Source organism: Vibrio floridensis (assembly GCF_021852965.1).
Taxonomy (GTDB): domain Bacteria; phylum Pseudomonadota; class Gammaproteobacteria; order Enterobacterales; family Vibrionaceae; genus Vibrio; species Vibrio floridensis.
On sequence record NZ_JAKGCY010000001.1, the window covers coordinates 1031741 to 1053738 of the forward strand.

At 45.6% G+C, this 21998-nt stretch carries 20 protein-coding genes and 2 pseudogenes; 7 read left to right on the forward strand and 15 right to left on the reverse strand.

The genetic code is table 11. The annotated features are described in order from the left end of the window. Positions 1–263: 263 nt before the first annotated feature. Entirely contained in the window at positions 264–1664 is a 1401-nt protein-coding gene (locus LZU85_RS04330; protein WP_237286461.1) for an alpha-amylase family protein, read from the forward strand. A gap of 90 nt (positions 1665–1754) precedes the next feature. On the opposite strand, the gene LZU85_RS04335 is transcribed toward LZU85_RS04330, so the two are convergent. Continuing rightward, on the reverse strand, positions 1755–3644 hold the full coding sequence (locus LZU85_RS04335) for a methyl-accepting chemotaxis protein (protein WP_011152260.1): 1890 nt from the start codon (positions 3642–3644) through the stop codon (positions 1755–1757). Between the two features lie 466 nt (positions 3645–4110). Here LZU85_RS04335 and LZU85_RS04340 point away from each other — a divergent pair, with 466 nt between their 5' ends. From LZU85_RS04340 to LZU85_RS04355, 4 genes are all read left to right on the forward strand, one after another. Then, entirely contained in the window at positions 4111–5517 is a 1407-nt protein-coding gene (locus LZU85_RS04340) for a CHASE2 domain-containing protein (RefSeq protein ID WP_237286462.1), read from the forward strand. 23 nt (positions 5518–5540) lie between these two features. Beyond that, positions 5541–5918, forward strand: coding sequence for a hypothetical protein (locus LZU85_RS04345; RefSeq protein WP_176299653.1), 378 nt, complete (start codon positions 5541–5543; stop codon positions 5916–5918). Beyond that, positions 5918–7531, forward strand: coding sequence for a M48 family metallopeptidase (locus LZU85_RS04350; protein WP_237286463.1), 1614 nt, complete (start codon positions 5918–5920; stop codon positions 7529–7531). Before LZU85_RS04345 ends, LZU85_RS04350 begins: the two co-directional genes overlap by 1 nt. Before the next feature lie 151 nt (positions 7532–7682). Continuing rightward, complete coding sequence (locus LZU85_RS04355; protein WP_237286464.1) at positions 7683–9443, forward strand: ABC transporter ATP-binding protein/permease; 1761 nt, start codon at positions 7683–7685, stop codon at positions 9441–9443. A 62-nt stretch (positions 9444–9505) separates the two neighbouring features. Here LZU85_RS04355 and LZU85_RS04360 read toward each other — a convergent pair whose 3' ends face one another. From LZU85_RS04360 to LZU85_RS04370, 3 genes are all read right to left on the reverse strand, one after another. Then, a complete protein-coding gene (locus LZU85_RS04360; RefSeq protein WP_038964683.1) occupies positions 9506–9964 on the reverse strand; it encodes a hypothetical protein in 459 nt (152 codons plus the stop codon). Positions 9965–10086: 122 nt separating this feature from the next. Then, on the reverse strand, positions 10087–10347 hold the full coding sequence (locus LZU85_RS04365; protein WP_011081156.1) for a DUF5062 family protein: 261 nt from the start codon (positions 10345–10347) through the stop codon (positions 10087–10089). 209 nt (positions 10348–10556) lie between these two features. Further along, positions 10557–10994 carry a carboxymuconolactone decarboxylase family protein gene (locus LZU85_RS04370; protein ID WP_038940976.1) on the reverse strand — a complete coding sequence of 146 codons (438 nt, stop codon included), beginning with the start codon at positions 10992–10994 and terminating at the stop codon, positions 10557–10559. A 126-nt stretch (positions 10995–11120) separates the two neighbouring features. Between LZU85_RS04370 and LZU85_RS04375 the strand changes: the two genes are divergently transcribed. Next, a complete protein-coding gene (locus tag LZU85_RS04375; protein WP_130247203.1) occupies positions 11121–12038 on the forward strand; it encodes a LysR family transcriptional regulator in 918 nt (305 codons plus the stop codon). Positions 12039–12083: 45 nt separating this feature from the next. Here the strand turns inward: LZU85_RS04375 and LZU85_RS04380 are convergent, their stop codons facing one another. The 3 genes from LZU85_RS04380 to LZU85_RS04390 form a co-directional block, all read right to left on the reverse strand. Continuing rightward, on the reverse strand, positions 12084–13202 hold the full coding sequence (locus LZU85_RS04380) for a Fic family protein (RefSeq protein ID WP_237286465.1): 1119 nt from the start codon (positions 13200–13202) through the stop codon (positions 12084–12086). A gap of 156 nt (positions 13203–13358) precedes the next feature. Further along, positions 13359–13619, reverse strand: coding sequence for a DUF2024 family protein (locus LZU85_RS04385; RefSeq protein WP_237286466.1), 261 nt, complete (start codon positions 13617–13619; stop codon positions 13359–13361). 60 nt (positions 13620–13679) lie between these two features. After that, on the reverse strand, positions 13680–14432 hold the full coding sequence (locus tag LZU85_RS04390) for a hypothetical protein (protein ID WP_237286467.1): 753 nt from the start codon (positions 14430–14432) through the stop codon (positions 13680–13682). Positions 14433–14551: 119 nt separating this feature from the next. Here LZU85_RS04390 and LZU85_RS04395 point away from each other — a divergent pair, with 119 nt between their 5' ends. Beyond that, a complete protein-coding gene (locus LZU85_RS04395; RefSeq protein ID WP_176299659.1) occupies positions 14552–15109 on the forward strand; it encodes a MarR family winged helix-turn-helix transcriptional regulator in 558 nt (185 codons plus the stop codon). Between the two features lie 165 nt (positions 15110–15274). Here LZU85_RS04395 and LZU85_RS04400 read toward each other — a convergent pair whose 3' ends face one another. From LZU85_RS04400 to LZU85_RS04435, 8 genes and pseudogenes are all read right to left on the reverse strand, one after another. Then, positions 15275–15958 carry an ankyrin repeat domain-containing protein gene (locus LZU85_RS04400; RefSeq protein WP_237286468.1) on the reverse strand — a complete coding sequence of 228 codons (684 nt, stop codon included), beginning with the start codon at positions 15956–15958 and terminating at the stop codon, positions 15275–15277. Positions 15959–16090: 132 nt separating this feature from the next. Further along, positions 16091–17010 (reverse strand): annotated as a pseudogene (locus LZU85_RS04405) (IS5 family transposase). A 78-nt stretch (positions 17011–17088) separates the two neighbouring features. Continuing rightward, positions 17089–17916 carry an ankyrin repeat domain-containing protein gene (locus LZU85_RS04410; RefSeq protein WP_176299661.1) on the reverse strand — a complete coding sequence of 276 codons (828 nt, stop codon included), beginning with the start codon at positions 17914–17916 and terminating at the stop codon, positions 17089–17091. A 240-nt stretch (positions 17917–18156) separates the two neighbouring features. Beyond that, positions 18157–18666, reverse strand: a complete 510-nt coding sequence (locus tag LZU85_RS04415) for a hypothetical protein (protein ID WP_176299662.1) — start codon at positions 18664–18666, stop codon at positions 18157–18159. Positions 18667–18820: 154 nt separating this feature from the next. Beyond that, a complete protein-coding gene (locus LZU85_RS04420; RefSeq protein WP_176299663.1) occupies positions 18821–19249 on the reverse strand; it encodes a hypothetical protein in 429 nt (142 codons plus the stop codon). 2 nt (positions 19250–19251) lie between these two features. After that, positions 19252–20104, reverse strand: a pseudogene (locus LZU85_RS04425) (RHS domain-containing protein); the annotation flags it as partial. A 159-nt stretch (positions 20105–20263) separates the two neighbouring features. Continuing rightward, a complete protein-coding gene (locus LZU85_RS04430) occupies positions 20264–20692 on the reverse strand; it encodes a hypothetical protein (protein WP_072615634.1) in 429 nt (142 codons plus the stop codon). A 13-nt stretch (positions 20693–20705) separates the two neighbouring features. Next, a partial coding sequence (locus LZU85_RS04435) for an RHS repeat-associated core domain-containing protein (protein ID WP_237286469.1) occupies positions 20706–21998 on the reverse strand: 1293 nt, incomplete at its 5' end.

The following is a 21998-nucleotide window of genomic DNA, read 5'->3' on the forward strand; positions in this document are numbered from 1 at the left end:
ACAACAACTTGCATTAACACAAGTTGTACATTTGGCAAAGTGTGCAAAATAAATGCAAGTGCACAATTTTATAAATCCCACCCCTGCACAGTGTGATTTGGCTTCCGCACACCTATTAATGACATTCATATTATTTATGGATTTTTTATCATTAATGACGCCGAGCTACTAAGCGTTGTTGCTTAAAGTCACTCCGTTAAAGCGACCACACTTCACGCAGGCAAGCCCTTTTGAAGTCATACCGATAATAAGAGACATACCCTATGAAACCGTCAAAATTCGTTTTTCTCTCTGCTGCCATCGCTTGCAGCCTCTCCAGTACCGCCAATGCTGACGCCATTTTGCATGCATTTAACTGGAAGTACTCCGACGTCACGCAAAACGCCTCGCAAATCGCGGCGGCGGGTTATAAAAAAGTGCTGATTTCGCCAGCACTGAAATCGAATGGCAATGAATGGTGGGCACGTTATCAACCGCAAGATCTGCGCGTGATCGATTCCCCACTTGGCAACAAAAGTGACTTAAAATCCATGATTGATGCTCTGAAGGCGGTCGGCGTTGATGTGTATGCCGATGTGGTGCTTAACCATATGGCCAATGAAACATGGAAGCGTGAAGACTTAAATTACCCTGGCAGTGAAGTGCTGCAACAATACGCAGCTAACACCAGTTATTATGCGGACCAAACGCTTTTTGGCAATTTAACGGAAAACCTATTCTCTGGCTTTGACTTCCACCCAGAAGGGTGTATTAGCGATTGGAATGATGCCGGCAATGTTCAGTACTGGCGTCTTTGTGGCGGCGCAGGTGACCGAGGGCTGCCAGACTTAGATCCGAACAACTGGGTGGTGTCACAGCAACGTTTGTATTTGAATGCGCTAAAAGGTTTAGGTGTGAAAGGCTTCCGCATTGATGCGGTTAAACACATGAGCCAATATCAAATCGACCAGATTTTCACTGCAGAGATTACCGCCGGAATGCACGTATTTGGTGAAGTGATCACCAGTGGTGGCAAAGGCGACTCCAGCTATGAGAATTTCTTAGCGCCTTATCTCAACGCCACCAACCATTCGGCTTACGATTTCCCACTGTTCGCCTCTATTCGCAATGCCTTCTCCTACAGCGGTGGCATGAATATGCTTCATGATCCACAAGCCTATGGTCAAGGGCTTGAAAACGCACGTTCAATTACCTTTACCATCACGCACGACATCCCAACGAACGACGGTTTCCGTTATCAAATCATGGATCCGAAAGATGAAGAGCTGGCTTACGCTTATATCCTCGGTAAAGATGGCGGCACACCTCTGATTTACAGCGACAACTTACCTGATAACGAAGATCGTGATAATCGCCGTTGGGAAGGTGTTTGGAACCGTGACCTGATGAAGAACATGTTGCGCTTTCATAACCAAATGCAAGGGCAAGAGATGACGATGCTGTACAGCGACCAGTGTCTACTGATGTTTAAGCGCGGTAAACAAGGGGTGGTCGGCATTAATAAATGCGGTGAAGAGCGTTCTCATACCGTTGACACCTATCAGCATGAGTTCAACTGGTATCAGCCTTACACAGATACACTCACTGGCGTGACTGAAACCGTGAGTTCGCGTTACCACACCTTCCGAATTCCAGCTCGCAGCGCGCGCATGTACATGCTCTAAACGTAGAGCATGTATGACACAAAAAAAATCGGCACCTCAGGTGCCGATTTTATCATTACTATTCCAATCAATGGTTCTAGAAGCTCGACGTTACAGCTTAAAGCGAGAAATCTCTCTATCCAAGTCGCCCGCAAGCGCATGCAGACGTTTGGCTTGTTCAACCGCGTCGATGGCGTCGTGTGCGAGTCGATCACTCACCTCACGTACCGATTCCGTGTTGCCATTGATATCGGCGGTCACCAGCGATTGCTCTTCAGCCGCCGACGCAATTTGCGTTGCCATATCGCTGATGGTTTGAATTGCTTCACCAATCGCAGTCAAACTCTCGCCCGTTAGATTCACATCCGCAACACTGGTCTCGGCTAATTGATGGCTTTGCTTCATCACAGACACCGCATCGTTTGTAGCTTTTTGCAGCCCTTGAATCTTGCTTTGGATCTCTTCTGTTGAGGCATGAGTACGTTGAGACAGAACACGAACCTCGTCAGCAACCACCGCAAAACCGCGGCCTTGTTCACCAGCACGCGCCGCTTCAATCGCCGCATTCAGAGCCAACAAGTTGGTCTGTTCTGCAATGTCTCTAATCGTTGCAAGAATGGTCGAGATTTGCTGACCATGTGCTTCCAGCTCACCAATAATTTCGACTGCACTGTTGAGCTCACTCGCCAATGAGTGGATAGAATCTTGGCTCTTGGTCATTTGTTGGAAACCATGCTGACTCAGTTCCACCGACTGGTTGGCATTCTTAGCGGTGTTGTCTGCGTTGCCTGCAATTTCCGCCGTCGCTGACGCCATTTCCGTTACCGCTGTGGCCACCATCGTAATTTCATCTTGCTGCTGGCGAATGCTGTTGCTGCGCTGGGTTGCGGTACGCGCTGCTTCGTCAGCTCCGAGGTTCAATGCGCCAGAAACGTCGCGCACGTTTTTCACCATCACATGCAAGCGGTCGACGAACTTGTTGAACTTCTCAGCCAGTTGGCCCACTTCGTCTTGGCTGGTCACTTGCAAGCGACGGGTTAAGTCGCCATCACCTTCGGCAATATCCGCCAACGCTTCGCTAACACGCCCCAGTTCAATCAACTGTCTTGCAACAAACCAAGAGGTTGCAGCGGCCATGATCACCAAGACCAACAAACCGATTAACGCCTGACTAAACAGCATGTCCGTAATCGGCTCTTCAAGTGTGGCTTTGTCCATCTCCATCACAAGCAACCAGTCTGTGTACTCGATCGGCTGCGCCATGATCACTTTCTCAGCACCATTCACTGTCGCGTAGATGGCGGTATCGCTGTCTGCCGCTTGAATCAGTTGGGTAATATTCAGCTCAGAAGCGATCTCATGGATGGGTTTCAGCAGCACATCTTTATTTGGGTGTGCCACGATCGCCCCTTTACGGTTGACCAGAATGGCCTGACCATTCCCTGGCACTTGAATCGCTAGCACGTCTTTGATCAATTTATCCAACGCCAGGTTGGATGCCGCAACACCAATTAACTTGCCGTTTTGACGCACTGGATCCGTTAAAGTCACCACCAAGGTTTGCATGGTCACACTGACATAAGGCGCAGTGGTAATCGCGCGATCTTCCGCTTTTGCTTCTTTGTACCAACCACGAGCACGCGGGTCGTAACCGGGTTTGTTTAGCGAAGGATCATGACGAAACATTTCACCTTGTTCGTTACCGTAGTAGCTTAAGCCAAAGCCGCCAGCGATAAGGGTTTGGCGCAGGTGAGGCACAATATCCAGGTTTGGGTTACGTTCAATCTCTTCTCTTAAACCTTTCACCGCCAATTGCTTGTCGTGAAACCAATCGGCAATGCCTTTGGCATGCGCTTCAAGCGTGTTGCGACTCTCACTTTCAATCGCACGCCAGCTGTGAGTGTTAAACGTTTTGTATCCGACGAATAGTAAAGTGGCAGATGTGATTGCAATAGCCAAAACAACCGAGGAAACCATCTTCCTCTTCAAACTAAATTGCATAGTTGACTCTCATTGTAGTTATAAACATTGTTGAATAACTGAGAATATACGTTTCGCTTTACAAATTTCTGAGTTTTAACTCTAAATTTATACTCAACCAGTTTAATGAATCATAACGATGTGATCTTGCTTCAAAACACCAGCATTCAAACAGCGAGCAATCGTGAAGGTTGGCAATGTGCTATTTACCTTCCGGCCCGCATTATCGCACTCTTTTTTAGCCTAAATTCACTGTCATTGTGAGTACTGTCTACTTCGATCCAAAACTCTTTAACTAACAGATGAGTCAATAATTTATTGTTCAAAATGGGACAGATTATTCACTTATTGGACCTGCTCAAAATAGCACCACACCACGTGATATTCTTCACACAAATGATTTGTTCACAATGTTACTTTGGATCATAAATAATACAACCCATTGGTTATCCACCATTTTCTTATTGGCTATCGATATTCGTTTGTTATGTCATTTAGTGTAGAAATATTTCTTAAAGCATTGATCACAACAAGTCTGATCTTACTGGTGTTTATCGTTGATCCACTGGGTATTCGAAACTCAGCATCAAACCATTATGAAGACCACATTCTTAGATTATGGTCGCCCTTTTTCAGTGATCGCGTGTCGGATCAAATCGTTGTAGTGCTTATTGATGACCAATACATTGAATCAACGAATACCTTTCCTGTGAGCTATAACAACCTAGCACGTTTGCTTAAGACTATATCTCGATTTGAGCCTCAATCGGTTTTCTACGACATCCTCCAGCATCATGAGCATTCTGATGGCCTTGAGCGCTGGCTTTCAACACTCGCTAGTCAACCGTTTCCCATTTTTATGGCTAGTAATGCTGCCTACGATACACCAGAGCGATTAAGTGACCCCAACTCGCTAAGACACAAAATTGCCAATGTTGCTCAACTCGCGGCCGTTTCTTGGAGTGACGAAGGGCGTTACTACCCATTATCTGTGCCATGGAATGACACAGGCATGACCACAGTAGCTGCCGCCATGTATCAAAATTGGTGCGAGCAATCTTCTCAATGTAAATCCCATTATTTAGCCAATATGGATGACGCCTTGATCGTTCAGTGGAGTAACAAGCATGCTCCGGATCAAGACAAGTTTTTTCCATTGGACGTCAGCTGTGGCAAAGAAAGCTTAAGCCAATGGCAGCAGTTTAAAGAGTTACTGGCCATCAGTTTGACTCAAGGTATCAGAGACAAAAATGATGTTGATGAAACGCTTAGAAAGCGTTGCCCACCCTTTCTGACCATTGCCGCTTCCACTCTAAGGGCACCAGGGGCTGCAGGTTCAGCGGATTTAAAGCAAGCCATTCAAGGGAAAATCGTACTGGTTGGATACCACCTAACTGGTGGTGTGGATGTTGTCGTATCCCCTGTCCATGGAACTCTACCCGGCGTTTACTTCCATGCGATGGCGCTCGATAACCTAGTTACTTTGCAAGGGGAGTATTGGCGATCTCCCGATGATATAGGGCTCTTCAATTTGAGTATCGCAGATATCGTCGAAATATCAGTGCAAACCATCGTGCTCTTTCTTGTTATTTGGTTCCGCTTTAACTTTCTCGAACAACGGCAGTCCGAGCAATTTGATGCCAGACAAAAGGTATGGGCCGCGTTTGTTCCAATGGTCATTATCATTGCGGTGATCTTCGTTTCAGTCGTCATTTCCCATTTTGTACTCCACGTCGGAGCCCCAAACTGGTACGGGTTAGTACTGATCATATTCATCGACTTACCTGTCTTTTTCTTCTTCATTTTCGAAGCGGTTAGACCAAGACTTCAGGGATACAAGGAGAAGGTCTGTCTATTCGTAAAACACTCTAAGAATAAATTAAGAAACACATAACATTCAGAAAATAAGGAACATTTATGAGACCGTCATTAACTTTATTATTTAGCTTAGTTTTGAGTGGTACCTCTACTCTGACGATGGCACAAGAACAAGTCAAAATTATCGATTTTCTTGTCGACACCGTTTGGGTTTGTGACCAAAGTAATGACTGCAACGACGTACCACGTAGTTCCCTTCCCGATCCCAAAAAAAGCGCTTTGGTGGTTGAAAACTATGACTCAAAAGAGCAGATGGTGATGGTGAAAATTGACGGTCAAGAGAAATGGTTTGATCAGATTGAAGTCCAGTTAAATAAAACAGCAGTCGCTAGTGTAGTGTGCAGCACTCAGAAAATCAGTACTAAGAGTGACAGCGGCACTTATGCGACCTTAGGTCTAGGTGAGGGGTGCAATTAATGAAGAATCTGCTTTGGATGGCGGTACCCTTTATCATCACCGGATGTGCAATAGACAGTATCACTAGCTTGGTTGGTAGCAAATATCAATCTTTCGAAGGAAAGTTCATCGACCAAAATTTGGTTGAAACGAATGCTCCTGAAACAAATGCTTCAACAAGCCAAGAGTTTGCCAATATCATTAATACTCGTGCGGCGGCGGATAAAGACCTGATCGCAAATCCATACATCAACAAGTATCTTGAAAATATCTTAGCTAAAATACTTAAGGAGTGGCCTCACTCCACTGAGAAAAACATTTCCATTGTCGTCGCATCTGACCGTAATTATTCTGCTTACGCTACACCTGATACGATTGTGATTACTCAAGGCGTGTTGGCAGATGCTGAATCTGAAGATGAACTCGCCTTTATCATTGCTCATGAGCTCTCTCATATTTTGCTCAAACACAGTGAGACTAATGAGTACTTTGCCAAACAAAGTGCCCTAGTGAGTAAAACGGCGAACATCGCAATGAGCACTGCCGTACTGACAGATATGAAAACAGTAAAAACCGCGAATGGCTATAAGGTCACGAGCCAAAACAAGGCATCGACGCGTAACGTCATTGAAGACTCCTATCGAACCGGTTTGACGATCAACCGTTTAAGCCGTGATGTCATCAGTTCTTCGATGAGCCGCAGTGACGAAGATGAGGCGGACCTTCTTGGTATGGATCTGTTAGTTAAGGCTGGATATAGCCCACGAGCCTTCTCCCCCGTATTGGAGCGTCTAGAAAGCAGTCAAAAGTTCACCGAAGAACAGCTCAAGGAAAAAAAACTTGAAGTTCAAAAATTTGTTAGCATAGCCAGCGATGCGGGCAAACACTTATCGAGCGACAATACCTTGAGTAATTTGGGATACTTAGCAGCAAATGAAGCGGGAACCCGTCTGCTACAGAGCTTTTCTGCACGACATTCTTCGCCGATTGAACGTAAAAAGGATTTGTCTGCTTACATAAAACGCGAGTATCGCAAAGAGCGAGGAAGACAGCTCTCTTCCAGCACATTTGAAAAAATCGTAAAAAACGGCAAGGGTAACCAAATTCAACAAAACTATTGGTACGCTTCCGAAGCCTTTAGAGCATTAGAGTTTGGTGATATCAAAACGGCAGAAAAACTCGCAAGAAAATCAGTCTCCGGCCCTACTCAATACCACGCATACCCAAGATTAGCTTTTTATGGGGTGCGTAAAGCACAAAACTTGGACTCGAAAGCACTGCAAAATCTTTCAATGATTAAGAACTGGGACTATGCCTCGATACAAACCTTTACGTTAGCCGCACAGTCTTATCGAGAGCAGAAAAAACCCAATAGTTCACTAAAATTATTAGCCAAGGGAGAAAGCGTTATTGGAACACAAGTCCCCTTCTTACCGGAGTACATTGCCGCACACAAAGCTCTAGGTAATGACGCCCAAGTTGCTGAGCTGCTCATGCAATGTAAAAGCGTCAAGGAAAGCAATATTGTTGCTCAGTGCCATAATAGCGCCGGTCTCCCAATTCCTCAGAATAGTGGGTCGAGTAATGGGATCATGAGCTACTTTGACTCTCTGACCAGCTTGGTGGATCTTTAACCCTCAGACACCAACAAGATTCAACTCTTGTTGGTGTTCTCCTATCGCTCCAATCTAAGACATGAAGCCACTCCTCATCCTATCTAAGCCCTAGCCTCACTCCACAAACTCGCTTACTATGCCAAGTACCCAATAGCTTTGTGAGTCATTCATGAGCAGCAAAAACAACAAAAATCTCGGCATTCTTCTTAAACTCAGTACCTTTGTTTCACCTTATAGATGGCGGGTTGCTGCCGCTTTGGTGGCACTTGTGGCCACGGCGAGCCTGACCCTTTCTGTTGGGTATGGGGTGCGTATGCTTATCGACCAAGGGTTTGCCCAACAATCGTTGCATGAGCTCACCAATGCGATTCAATTTATTGTTGGCGTGACTCTGTGCATTGCGATTGGCACCTTCTTTCGCTTTTATTTGGTCTCATCGGTTGGGGAGCGTGTCAGCGCCGACATTCGCCTTGCAGTGTTTAACCATGTGATAACCTTGCACCCGAGCTACTTCGAGACTAACAGCAGCGGCGATATTATGTCGCGGCTCACCACAGACACCACTTTGCTGCAAAGCATCATTGGCTCGTCGTTTTCCATGGCGATGCGCAGCGCGCTGATGTGCGTCGGGGCGATCATCATGTTGTTTGCCACCAACTTTAAACTCACGCTGATTGTGCTGGCTTCCGTGCCATTTGTGTTGGTTCCTATTTTGTTTTATGGCCGACGTGTGCGTGCCCTCTCTCGCCAAAGCCAAGATTCAATGGCCGATGTGGGCAGCTACGCCGGAGAAGCGATAGAACACATTAAAACCGTGCAAAGCTTTAGTTCTGAGCAACATGAAAAAGCCGCCTTCGCGGTTGAAGTTGAAAAGGCGTACGAAATCGGCAGACAGCGCGTAAAACAGCGGGCGATTTTGATCTCTGGCGTGATCGTGATTGTCTTTAGCGCCATTGCAGGCATGCTTTGGGTTGGTGGTAGTGATGTGATCCACGGAAAGATGTCGGCAGGCGATCTCGGCGCTTTTGTCTTTTATGCCATTATGGTCGCCTCTTCCACCGCCACCATTTCTGAAGTGCTGGGCGAGCTGCAAAGAGCGGCGGGCGCAACCGAAAGGCTGATTGAAATTCTGCAAGTGGAAAGCGACATTAAAGCGCCTAGCCATCATCAATCCATCCCCGCAGACATCCCTGCCGAAGTAAGCTTTGATTCGGTGAATTTCAACTACCCATCTCGCCCCAATCAGCCTGCGATCAAAGGCTTAAATCTCACCGCCGAACAAGGCAAAGTGTTGGCCTTAGTCGGTCCATCGGGTGCGGGAAAAACCACGTTGTTTGAACTACTGCAACGCTTTTACGACCCGCAACAAGGGCAAGTGCTGTTGGGTGGTATCGATATTCGCCAGTTTGATCCTAACGAGCTACGCCAACAAATGGCGCTCGTGCCGCAGCAACCTGCGTTATTTAGTCACGATGTGTTCCATAACATTCGCTACGGCAACCCAGACGCGACTGACGAGCAAGTGATTGAGGCGGCGAAAAAAGCGCACGCGCACGAATTTATTGAAAAGCTGCCAGAAGGTTATCACAGTTTTTTGGGTGAGCGCGGGGTCAGGCTCTCTGGCGGGCAAAAACAGCGCATTGCCATTGCGCGCGCGATTTTAAAAGACCCCAAAATTCTTTTGTTGGATGAAGCCACCAGCGCACTGGACAGCGAAAGTGAACACCACGTTCAGCAAGCACTTGAAGCGTTAATGAAATGCCGCACAACGTTGATCATCGCGCATCGCCTTTCCACCATTCAACACGCCGATAACATCGCCGTGCTGGACAATGGCGAGTTGGTCGATATCGGTAATCATCACGCCTTGATGCAAAGCTGTGAGCTATACCAGCGCTTGGTCGCTTTGCAGTTTAAGCATCTGGATTAAAAACAAAAGGCGAACCCAATGGCTCGCCTTCTGTTTTATACCCAATTAACACCGAATCATTATTACGCTTCTGGGTTCTCTTTGGCGTTGATTTCCGCATAGGTGTGCAGCAGATCGGTCAGTGTTTTCACCCAAGCAAACACATCGTTGGGTGTGTTTTCGAGCAGTTTTTCCACTTGTTCGCAGTGCGCTTCAAGCGTGATCGCTTCTTCCAAACGAAATGAGATGGCGTAGAAATGCCAAAGCACAAGGCGAGTCATACGCTCACTGTTTTGTTTGGCGTTTTCTGAATCATCAAACGCTTGCTGAATTTCACTCAGTGCGATTGCCGTCATACGCAACATGGCATCAAGGCGCGCCGACAACATGCGGTCTTCACTATCTACTTCTTCTTGATCAAAAGTAAACAGTTCGCTCATCACGTCTTCAGGTACCATTTTACTGATCATGCGCACGCTGAACTCTTCCAGTTCATGACGAGGCATGGAGACAAGACAATCGAAGGTGTAATCACGAAGCATAAAATCACTCTACATCAGTTATCACTTTTAGTGTGCGCATTCTAAGTGCTCAAATTTCAATTACCACTGTTTATTACTATTGACCCCAAAAATGGCCAATACTCAGCGATTTTAGTAACGAGTTACTTCAGCGGATCGTTATCCGGCAACGCGGCGTGAATCCAGAGTGCTAGGCGGTGCTTGATGTTTGCGCCATCGAGCTTGCTGTCTGGTAACGGAGCGATTTGCTTGGCATCCACCAAGAATAGGTAGACGGCTTTTACACGCACGGGTTGAGGTGATTGAGGTAAATCGAAGCCCTGCATTTTGGCCATCTTACCGCCTATCTCTAAGGCCTTTTTCACTAACTTTTCTTCGTTATTCAGCTTCGCGGTTTTGGACATGCTTTTCACCTATTCTTTTTCATCCTGCAAGGAGTATATCAGCGCTGAAAACACACGGTTTTATTCGGCGTTAAAATTGAGCGCAGCACGACAGAATAAAGGTTGTTTTTCGATTTATCGCTCGTAGGTTTGTACAAGATAAGAGCAGCAGGTAACAGGGTAAAGCGGCCCAATGTTGCTGATACATTGGGCCATGAAGCACTTACGGGTTATTCATGCATCATCGCGGTGGCAAGCGCAAATCGATTCCACGCGTTGATCATGATGATCTGCATCATTGCTTGAGCTAAGCGCTCTTCTCCAAGTAACTCAAGGCAGGTCTGATAGACGCTATCTGATACGCCAGCATCGGCAATTTTTGTCATGTCATCTGTTAGGTGAAGCACTGCTCGCTCTGCCTCATCAAACAGTGGCGACTCTTTCCATGCAGACAATGCAAACAGCTTTTGCTGAGCGATCCCGTTTTTCAGAGCCTCGGTGGTGTGCATCTGAATACAGTAAGCACACCCGTTGATCATTGACGCTCGAATTTTGATGAGCTCTTTAAGCTCAGTAGATAATGCGGTATCCGCAAGGTAGTTTTCTATTCCTAACATTGCCGTTAACGCTTGAGGTTGTACTTGAGCAAGATTGATACGTTTGGCCATTTTCCCATCCTTATTTCAGTGATAAATACCGCCTTAGTGCGATGGGGTTATTGTGCAGAATTCGATATTGCGGTGGAATGGGTCTAAAATCTCAATCAGTTATGCATAAAACGCAAAGGTGAACACGTGCTAGAGTTACTCAAAGTGTTTGATCAGGTGGTCGAGTCTGGCAGTTTTTCTCAGGCAGGAAGAGCGCTAAATATGGCCCCCTCGTCGGTGGCAAGAAATATTGATAGCCTCGAAAACAGAATCAAAACGACACTGTTTAAACGCAGCACGCGTCAGTTGATTTTGACCGAGGAAGGGCAATATTTTTATCAGCAATCGAGCAAGATCCTGCGCGACAGCGATAACTTATTGGCGGAAATGAGAGGAAATCATGGTGTGCCTGAAGGCATACTGAGAATCTCGGTATTCGAAAGCTTCGGCAATTTATGCCTCACTCCATTAATTCCAGAGTTCCTCGAGCGCTACCCCAAGATACAAATTGAACTTGAGCTGGATAATAAGCTTGTGGATTTAAACAGCGACAATGTCGATATGGCGATCCGTATTGGCACCCCACAAGACAGCCGACTGAAAGCTCGGCACTTGCTAACCAATTACACCGCGTTGGTTGCTTCGCCTGCATATATAAATACGCACTCCCCCATAACACAACCAGAAGATTTACAGCAGCACAATTGTCTATTGATAAGTCACGAACGGCAGCGGAATTATTGGTACTTCCGCCAGAAATCGACCACTAGAAAAGTCATGGTCGCTGGCAATTTGATTTCAAAAGGCGGCTCTCCTCTTTTATGTGCAGCGCTGCAAGGTACTGGCGTACTTCTGTTGTCGAAGTGGATGCTCAAACCCTATCTGGAAAGTGGGCAGTTAGTGGAATTACTGCCGTCCTGGACGGCAACACACGGTGAGCTAGGCAGTGGTGAGATCTTCGCTATCTACAAAAACACACAATACCCCAAACCTCACCTGCGTGTGTTTTTGGACTTTTTGCTTGAGAAGCTTAAACCGATGCAAGAAACATTCAGTTCAAGCTAACCCCTGTGTGAACGATTTTTCGGCTATGGTCGATCTCTTCGTGAATCACGCCGTTTGGTCGCCAATCTTTGGCAAGTGATAACGTGTGCTCCGGCCACCAGCGTCAGATTTAATCAGGCAGCCAAGCTCAACAAGCGTGGCCAAATGCCTTGTGGCGGTGGGTTTACTCACTTTCGCAACCTTGTGGTATTGCGATGTGTTGATCCCCTCAGGGAAATCACCATCGAGCATTCGATTAAGCACTTTGGTTTGTTCAGTCAACAACCGCGTTTGGTCGATGTGTCGCCAGTAATTGGTTTTAATTACCGTTTGTTCAATCTCTTTTAACGCAACATCAAAGGTTTCATTCAGCGTGTCTAAAAACCAACGTAGCCACGCGGTGATGTCCAAATCCCCCTTTTGCGTTTGCTCTAAGATCTCGTAATAGCTTTTTCGATTAGCAAGAATCGCTACCGACATGGCGTAAAAGCGCACGGATTGGTGCTCTGCTTGTGCCAGTGCGAGATCGGTCAGCACTCGAGTAATGCGACCATTGCCATCATCCAATGGGTGTAGTGTGACAAACCAAAGGTGAGTGATGGCCGCTCTTAATAGAGGATCGAGTGAGGTATCCGTCTTTGAATCATTAAACCACTGTATAAACGTGCTCAGTTCTGCGTCTAAGCACGCTCTACCTGGTGCTTCAAAATGGACAACGGGTTTGTCTATCCGTCCAGATACCACTTGCATGGGCGTTTCGCTTCTTAACTGCCCACCAATAACAGGATTGAACAGCGTGTAGCCTTGGGGGAATAACAAGGCATGCCAATGCAAGACGCGCTCTAAAGTGAGTGGAACCTCGAGGTTATCGACCGCATCGAGCATGATCTCTGCCAGACCATCGGTCTGTTTCGTTGTTGGGAACGGATTCTCTTCACTGATGCCCAATTTGTTGGCAAGTGAAGAGCGCACAGAAAAGGCGTTGAGTTTTTCCCCTTCTATCGCGCTAGAGTGCACAATGTTGGCGAGCAAGGTATCCAGCATATTTTGGGTTTGATCAAGTGGCTGACAAAGCATTTTCCCTAACAAGATACCTTGATTAAGGCGAGTGGTTCTCACAAGCGGCTCAATCACACTTCTGTCCCACTCAAATTCAGGCCATGACGCCTGTTGCCAGATCCACATAACGGCTCCTTGATTCGAAAATCCAACACATTCGAATCACATTATGATTCGATTAATGCTTTTTTTCAAATCATATAGTGATAGATTAAGTGTTGTATTTGTATCATCCACCCTGCGCTTATCGAATGAAGGGTGGATGATGCTTGGGCTGACCACTTATCGCTCAAAGCCCTCTAAGGTGATGATCGCATAACCCTTTTCTGCAGCTTGCACGTCTAACTCAGAAAACCGTTCACTGGTATGACAGAATCGGCAATCTTGCGAGCTCAGGCTTTCAACGTCGAGCTGCTGCTCTGCCAAGAAGGCTTTTGCCGCCGCTATCGCTTTCTCTCCATCTCGTTCATTGAGTAGCACATCAAAGTGCAGTTTTTTACCTTGGCGCGTCACGGTATGTGTATCGAAAACATGTAAACTCATTTCCCTTTCTCCACTATTGCTATCTGATTTCTTAAATACGTTTGTTCAATACGTGACGCACTACTTATGGCTAATTCGGCCCGGTAACGAGAGATCTCCAGAGGCAATATCAAACACATTGGTAACACAAAGTAGCGGTGAATGGACGCTGGCGTTCACTTTTAGTACCGATGTCACGGCATCAAAGTTGAACCCCTCATGAGTATCGAGCGACGATTTGGGCACTTTAACGAGCAACTCTTCTTTAGTGAACTTAGGCGAAAAATTTGGACTGTCGATATAGATTGGTAGGTTCGGCCAAGTCACCGGAACGGTTGGCGCTTCACCTTCTGCAATGTCACGTACTTTTAACCCCGCCGGACACGCTTCATCTTTCGTGAGCACTACCCAGTGCGCATGCCAAAGATCGCCATCGTTTGTTTTGTTTCCATCGCTATTTTCATCGTATAGCGGAGTGTCATCGAAATCTGGATGCGATGTGACAGCTAGCGCAACGATGCCTTTTTCTTTGTCAAACCCAATAGCGGAAGAGTCTAATGAGGTTGGCCACACATAGCTGTAGACCTCTGCCCCAACGATTGCGCCATTCGCCTCAGGTTTTAATTCACCAAGTTGACCACGAACTTGTGCTTGAAAAATGTAGTGGTCGTTTTGGTCAACAACTTTGCTATGAGTCAAATCAAAACTCGCGGGAATGTTTTTGCCTTGTTTTGCTTGTATGTGCTCCTTGGTATGCGCATACACCGTAGATGCTTGCAGTGCAAAAATGGAAGCCACTGTGGCTAGAGTGAGTACCTGTCTGTGTTTGTTCATGTTGAGCTCCATTGTATTAATATTTAGTTTCGATGCGAAACTAAATATTAATTTACAGACGGATTTCTTTTTGTCAATATAGTTTCGACTAAAAACTTTTATCTTTATGTGGAGCGCGCATGAGTAAAGATGTGTATGAGTTGCTTGATCGAATCAGCAATCTATTGAGAACCGAAGTCAGGCAGCTGGGGGCGGAACACGGATTGCACCCTGTCCATCTTGATATCTTGAGCTACTTATCAAGATGCAATCAATTCAGCGATACGCCAGCTGCACTTAAAGAGTTCCTTGGCATCACCAAAGGCACACTCTCACAATCCATTACCTTGCTCGAGAACAAAGGGATGCTGACCAAAACCAAGGATGCAGTAGACAAACGGGTGTCTCATCTTGGCTTAACGCTTGTCGGAAAGCGCTTAATCGAAAAGCTGACACCGCCAGCGCGTTACTTGGAGCCACTTAGTGAATTGGAAGCTGCCTCTCCGGACAGCGTCGGTTATTTGAAGAAAATGCTGGCTCAGATGCAGGCCAAAAATGAAACACAAAGCTTTGGTATTTGCCGTACTTGCCGACACCACGAAGATCGCCCGGGCAGTACCTTTTATTGTCGCCTAACCGAACTGGAGCTCGATAAGAAGTTCGGCGAGTTGATCTGCTGGGAGCATCAGTATCAATGATTGTGGAGGTGAGGTTGTTCTTTACTGCCCTTGCTTTAACGCCTCTCGTACTTCTTGGGGAGTGGGTGGCGGAAACACAACGCCTCTCTCTTCGAGCAAGGCTTTCGTTTTGTGGGTATCTTCATTCACCCTAAAAGCTGGATTTTTAGCGTTCTTTTCGAGTGCTCAATGTACACGCCATGCCACTGAAGCGCCTGTTGTCGATGGTTCTGTTGCTAATGCACCTTCGTTAATAAGTTTGTAAACAAAGTCATACTTACCTAAATCGGCAGCATACAGGGCGCTATTACTGTTGCTTCTATCTTTCGCATTGATATCGACACCGTACTCTAAAAGTAGGCTGAATTGCTGCCAATTATCATGTCCAATGGTGCCAAAGATAGCGGGTCTGCCAGTAGATTCGTCTCGGGAGTCCGGGCTAGCGCCGTATTTTAGTAATAAACTAAATAGTTGATTGTCTCCATCACCCGCAATAATTGCCAAAGGCTGCGCGGGTTTAGGCCCAGTGCGGTTAATCTCAATCATGGCAGGGAAATTAGGATTCGCCCCCAGTTGCAATGCCAATTCAACGGCACTGAGGTCTTTTTGCATAATCAGCCACAGTAATGGTGTAATGCCCTCTTCACCACGCACGTTCAGCTCAACCCCTTGTGCTAACATTGCCTTTGCCGCTGCGGAATCCTTCCGCTGTATAGCGCGTAACAGGCTGACCATCTTCGCATCAAAAAACAGATCCGCTTTCATATCGTTTCCTTCAAACTTGCAGCCGCTTAACAAGCTAAGAAGCGCAATCATTAACACTGACAATACTTTGCTTGATGCTGAAAATAGTTGTTTCCAATTAACCATGATATGCCTTTGAAAATGTAGGTAGCTACAAACACACTTCGTCGTAATGTGCGCACATCCGTATGTGTCGTAGAGCGCGGCTTTGTTGCGTAATTCATTTTCGAAGTAGATTAGACCCATTTCGGCTAATTGTTAGCCAATACGACAAGTTTTAGGCATAGCTAACCCAGTGAGCTTGTTTAACGCTTTGATCATGGCGTAAGTCTCACCAACCTGAGCGTTGTAGTCTCTCAGGCTTAATTTTCAACCTAGTAACTGCTTCACTCTATACATTGCCGTTTCTGAGAGAGAACGCTTGTGGTAACCATACTTCTGTTTCCAGTGTTTATTTGAACCATACAACTTCTGACAGGCCACACTAAGATTTCGGGGGTGACCGCGCTCCCAGAATGCGGCTCCGTCTCGTGGAGGAATGAGTGCGACTGCTCGTTTTATACGGATAGCTTCGTAGCAGTCCTTGGTGTCATAAGCTCCGTCACCAGATATCTCAGCGATCTTTCTGCGTGTTTGCTTAAGTAGATTTGGCAGCACTTCAGTATCAGTCACGTTCGATAAACTCAGTTCCGCAGCGATAATTTCGTGGGTATTCGTATCAACGGCAAGATAGAGCTTTCGCCAAACTCTGCGTTTACCGTCTGTGTCATGCTTTTTGACTTTCCATTCCCCTTCGCCGTAAACCTTGAGACCAGTAGCATCGATGGCCAAATGTCTTATCACACCAGACGTTTGAGGTTTGAATGATACTTCAACCTGTTTAGCTCGGCGACTGATACAGGTGTAATGTGGACACTGCAATGGAACACGAGCAAGCATAAATACTGAGTTAATGAATCCTTGCAGAGTTCGTAACGGCATTGAGAAGATACGCTTCATCATTAACGCAGTTGTGATCGCCAGGTTGCTAAAGAAACGAGGTCTTCCCCGCTTTTTTGTTTGCTTTGTTTCCACTCTCTTATCGCTTCTTCATCAATCCAGAAGGTAAGTGAGCCACGATTGATTAAGGCTTTATTGTACTGTTTCCAGTTGGTTGTTTTGTAACGAGGTTTAGGCATAAGGCTACGAGGATTAGCTGATTTAGCCGTTCAGATCGTAACTTTCTGATTTAGTTCCATCGAATTACGCAACAAAGCCTATTGCCCTTGCTTTAACGCCTCTCGTACTTCTTGGGGAGTGGGTGGCGGAAACACAACGCCTCTCTCTTCTAGCATGACCTTCGCCTTATGCATATCTTCACTCAACCTAAAACTAGGATTCTTGCGATTATTTGCGAAAACAGTCTCTATAGCGTGAGCAAGTGTCACCCCTGCATTATTTGGTTTCGTATAATCGATACCAAGTTCAAGTAATTTAACGACAAAATCGTATTTTAATAATCCTGTGGCATACAACGCTGCATTCCTATTCGAATTATCCGTAGCATTGATATCGACACCGTTTTCCAGTAACCAACTAAACTGTTGCCAATTGTCATGCCCGATACAACGAAATAACGCGGGATGCCCGGTAGAATTATCGCGAGAATCGGGACTAGCCCCATACTCCAATAACAAACGAAACAACTTATTGTCACCATCACCTGCAATAATTGCCAACGGCTGCGCAGGCTTGGGCCCTGTGCGGTTGATCTCAATCATGGCGGGGAAATTAGGGTCCGCCCCCAGTTGCAATGCTAGTTCAACGGCACTGAGGTCTTTTTGCATGATAAGCCACAGTAATGGCGTAATGCCTTCTTTTCCGCGTACGTTCAGCTCAACGCCTTGCGCTAACATTGATTTAGCTGCTGCGGCATCATGCCGTTGAATCGCACGTAATAAAATGACCATCTTCGCATCAAAAAATAAATCCGCTTTCATATCTTTTCCTTCAAACTTGCAGCCGCTTAACAGGCTAAGAAGCACAATCATTAATACGGCAGATACTTTGCTTATTGTTGAAAATAATCGTTTCCAATTAACCATGATATGCCTTTGAAAATGTAGGTAGCTACAAACACTCTTCGTCGTAATGTGCGCTGTCCCGTGTGTTATTGTTGAACTACCATAGGCAAAGATAAGCATTAAGCTATTATTTGAATGGATAGAAAAATAAAGTTGAACCTTTTAACCTAGCTTGACAGACTTAGCACGAAGGTATTTCCAACACCCATTAGCTCGTTAATTACTTCAAGCAACGAACTCAAACTAATTTTACTGCTCATCTCACTTATATTGCTCACCCAGTTTTTTCAACAAGTCCAAAAAACCGAGATCATAAAGAAAATGGTAACTAAACGAAATTCGTGTGGGCATATAAGAGTTGCCAACATCCAATGAACTTTGACGTGAACGATTAACAAGATGATAACCTTGTGTCGCCGCTTGTACACAAAGCATTTCTCCGTCGACATTCTCATCGGCACTGGTCATCGCTCCCGCGTGTAAGCCGCCGGCCGCCGGCGGCTTGCGGAACTCCTCTAGCGCTTTAGGGAACCAGCTAAGAACCCTGAGAGGGAAGTCGAATTGTTTGCAATAATATTGATCCGTTTTTAAATTCCTATACGCTTTCAAAATTGATAAATAATTATCCCGTTTCACAAGCACATATAAGTCTTCCGCCTCAGTAGTATCCAATAGACGACCTATTTCAATTGCGCCCGTTGGCAACTGATCATGCTGAGTGATCGTTGGTAAAGCAGCTTGTACCGGGTATTTTTGTATGGAATAGCTCATAACGGTTTAAGATCCTTAATGATGACAATAGCACCAGCGTCGTGTAATTCTTTTAAGTTAATAGTCTTACGCTCGAAATTCAGCGTTTCTACTGCGCCGAAATTATTCGCACTATTAGGGTTAAGGTCTTTCGTCAAGCCGTTACCCACGTAATCTACCTTTTTATAGCAGTTCCTTTAATGATGATCTCCTCATCTATTTGCTCAATTGATTCTAAAGAGTCGACGACATAACTAGCTACGTCATTATCTTCATCAAAAACAATACCAAGAATATCGAACTTATGGTAAGCATAAAGATAGTCATAGAGATATGAGCCCTCGATATCGATGAACTCCAGTAATGATGGATAATTTGTTGCTCTAGGATACGGAGGATCGAATTCACCAGTGATTTGGTCATCTTCTTTAAGATCTTCAACACCGTCATCGTACAAAGGGGTCAATTTTTCTAATAATTCGCTTTTAACTATTTTTATTTCGTAGGATAAAGTCTGTAAGCCTTGCCCTTTTCCAAAGCTTAACTGGCAAAAAGTCATCGCATTAGAATCTATGTTATTTTTATTTTCTTTAAGCGAAATCATTTTTAACCTCCTGGAGGTAAGATAATAATTTTTCCATCGGGATCTATTGTTATTGACCCCGAAGGAGTATACGGCTGACCGGCTTTCAAGTCTCCCCCAGCTCTAATTCCGGCTCTTTGGAAAAACTGTTCTGGCGTTGTCATTGTTTCGATTGTTTGCGTACTTTTACCGGGAACAATCGTCAACTCTTCCATTTTTAAGAAATGGGGGTTGTCGGCTGTCGTTTTATTGATGTTTTTGATAATTCTTTGAGCTTGTTTCTCTGATAAACTACCAAAACCAACATCAATATCGCTGCCTTTACTGAAATCTCCTCTTATTCGACTTCCACCAAATACCACCGTTGAATCTCTTTTTAGCCCCTGTTCTAAAATCAGAGTAGCTTGTTCAGTTGTTAAATCAGGTACATGTTTTGATAAAAACGCAGACTGCTCTGTAATACCAGAAGTTCTTAATGTTGGTTCTAGGGTCGTAATAACGGGCAAAGTTGTAGTGAAGCCCTGTTTCCACATCGTGATATTGCCCTTGAAAACGGAGCGGGTTGCCAGCGCTCTCCACCTCAATGCGCGCACGTCCGTATGTGTCGTAGCGTGCTTGCCAAACAAGCGAGCCTTGCTCATCCACCAGAGCCAAAGGTGTGCCAATTTGGTCACATTGGTAGAAGTAGCATTGCTCATCTTCCACTAGCATGATTGGCGTGTGACTATTGGGCAAATAAAAATACCAACGGTACTTTCCGTTGTGATACTCACCAATTAACTGGCTCCCCTGCCAGATAAACTCGGTGGTGCCAGTTTCTGTCACTTTTCGACTACGAGGCCCCAGCGCATCGTATTCAAAATGAGAAAGTACCCCACCGAATCGATCAAATAGCATTCCTGGCTCAAAAACACCTTCAGACCTCGTTACTGCATTATCTGGCGTCTAGTCGACTGGAAAGTGCGTATAGCATAGTCTGAAGTTATCTAGGTCTATCTTCACATTGATGTGAAATAGTCAAGTAATGTTGCTTATTTAGAACATCCTTTTATAGCGCAAGACGATTGTTGCCGTACCGGCCCTCTTGTCTAGAGTTGATTCTATGGTCCCCCAAGTAAAACTGGCTGGCGCAGTAAGTGAAAAACAATTTTTCAACCATGTGTCATTCTTAGCCTTATCTTTAAATAGCTCTCCATTTTCTACATTATCCCAAGAAGGCTCTCTATTATTAGGACTTAAAGTTATAGATACTAAAGAACCTGACTCGAAATAGACTCTAAAGACAAACTTCTTTCCACATATTTCATAGGGAGGAGTGTAATATGATCTGTAGTCACCATTATGAACCAGTTTGTAAATATCACTTTTGAGCTCTGATGACAAAAAATCTCTCTCACTTGTATCTTTAGTAAACTCAAAGCTCCAAACATCTGCTTTAATCTTTCCTTCTGAGAGCATATTCATAATCTAATTAAACCTATTTATTCAATGGGATAGAGTATAGTGGCTTCAGGTAAGCTTTATAGTTCTCAATAACTATCTGTGGCAGACCTCCTGAGCCATGTTGAGGATTTGCTAGCGTCCTACCAAATGCTGCCGGTACATCATCAACGACTTCGTACGCACTGACTCCGGGTCGGTACAAACCTGTTATAGGGTGAACAGGAATTCTAGCAGGATCTCCTGGTGCTACCTGAACACCATTAAATAATTTCTCAGAACTATAATCAGCACGTTTTAACGCACTAACCGTAGTATAAAACTCGGATTGGCCAGGTGTTCCACCGTAGATAATCTTCCCTTTCTTAAGAATAATATCTCTATAACTGTCTTTGCCCGGATAATCACCAGCTCCTTGAAGACTTCGAGCAAACTCTGATGGGGTTAACTTACTATCTGGAACTACCCCTTTCCCCACAGACTTCATAGCAACTCTACCGCCCCATGCGGTCATCACTATTTCTGGGGCTAACTGCACGAGTGTTGCCGCCAAGGGGGAACCTGTATGTTCTAGTGTTGCACTCCCAAGCCCTTCCATTGTATCTGCATAGGCTTCAACATATCCAGATACGTTGTTAATAATTTGATGTGCGCCCCGAGACTGCGGAACATAGCTATATTTCTCTTGAATCGATTGAATGAGCGCAGAAGATTGCTCTAAATCACCAAATGCGAGTTGCGCTAACCCAGCTAAGCCAGCCACCGCGTCAACGGCTGTGTTGTAAGCACCTGCCGCCAGCATTTCTGTCGCACCCAACGCATAATCAATGCCGACTTGCTGAACAGCGTCTGGCGCTATGGCATGTAACTGATAAGTCGGGCTGGCTGTTTTCACCGCACTGGCGTAATTGCCTGAGCCCATCGCGTAAAACATCGGCTGTTGCGGCTGGGTATCGTTCACGCCGGCTTTTATTGCAGGAGCGTCCTCTTTGGCACATAAACCATGCGGGTCTACCCACATCACCGGATTGGGGGCATATTGATAATGGTTTATGCCGCCTAAAAGCCCAATCGGATCTGGTTGAATAAAGCGTCCTGTTCTTGGGTCGTAGTAACGGGCAAGGTTGTAGTGTAGCCCTGTTTCCACATCGTGATATTGCCCTTGAAAACGGAGCGGGTTGCCAACGCTCTCCACCTCAATGTGCGCACGTCCGTATATGTCGTAACGTGCTTGCCAAACAACCGAGCCTTGTTCATCCACCAGAGCCAAAGGTGTGCCAATTTGGTCACATTGGTAGAAGTAGCATTGCTCATCTTCCACTAGCATGAT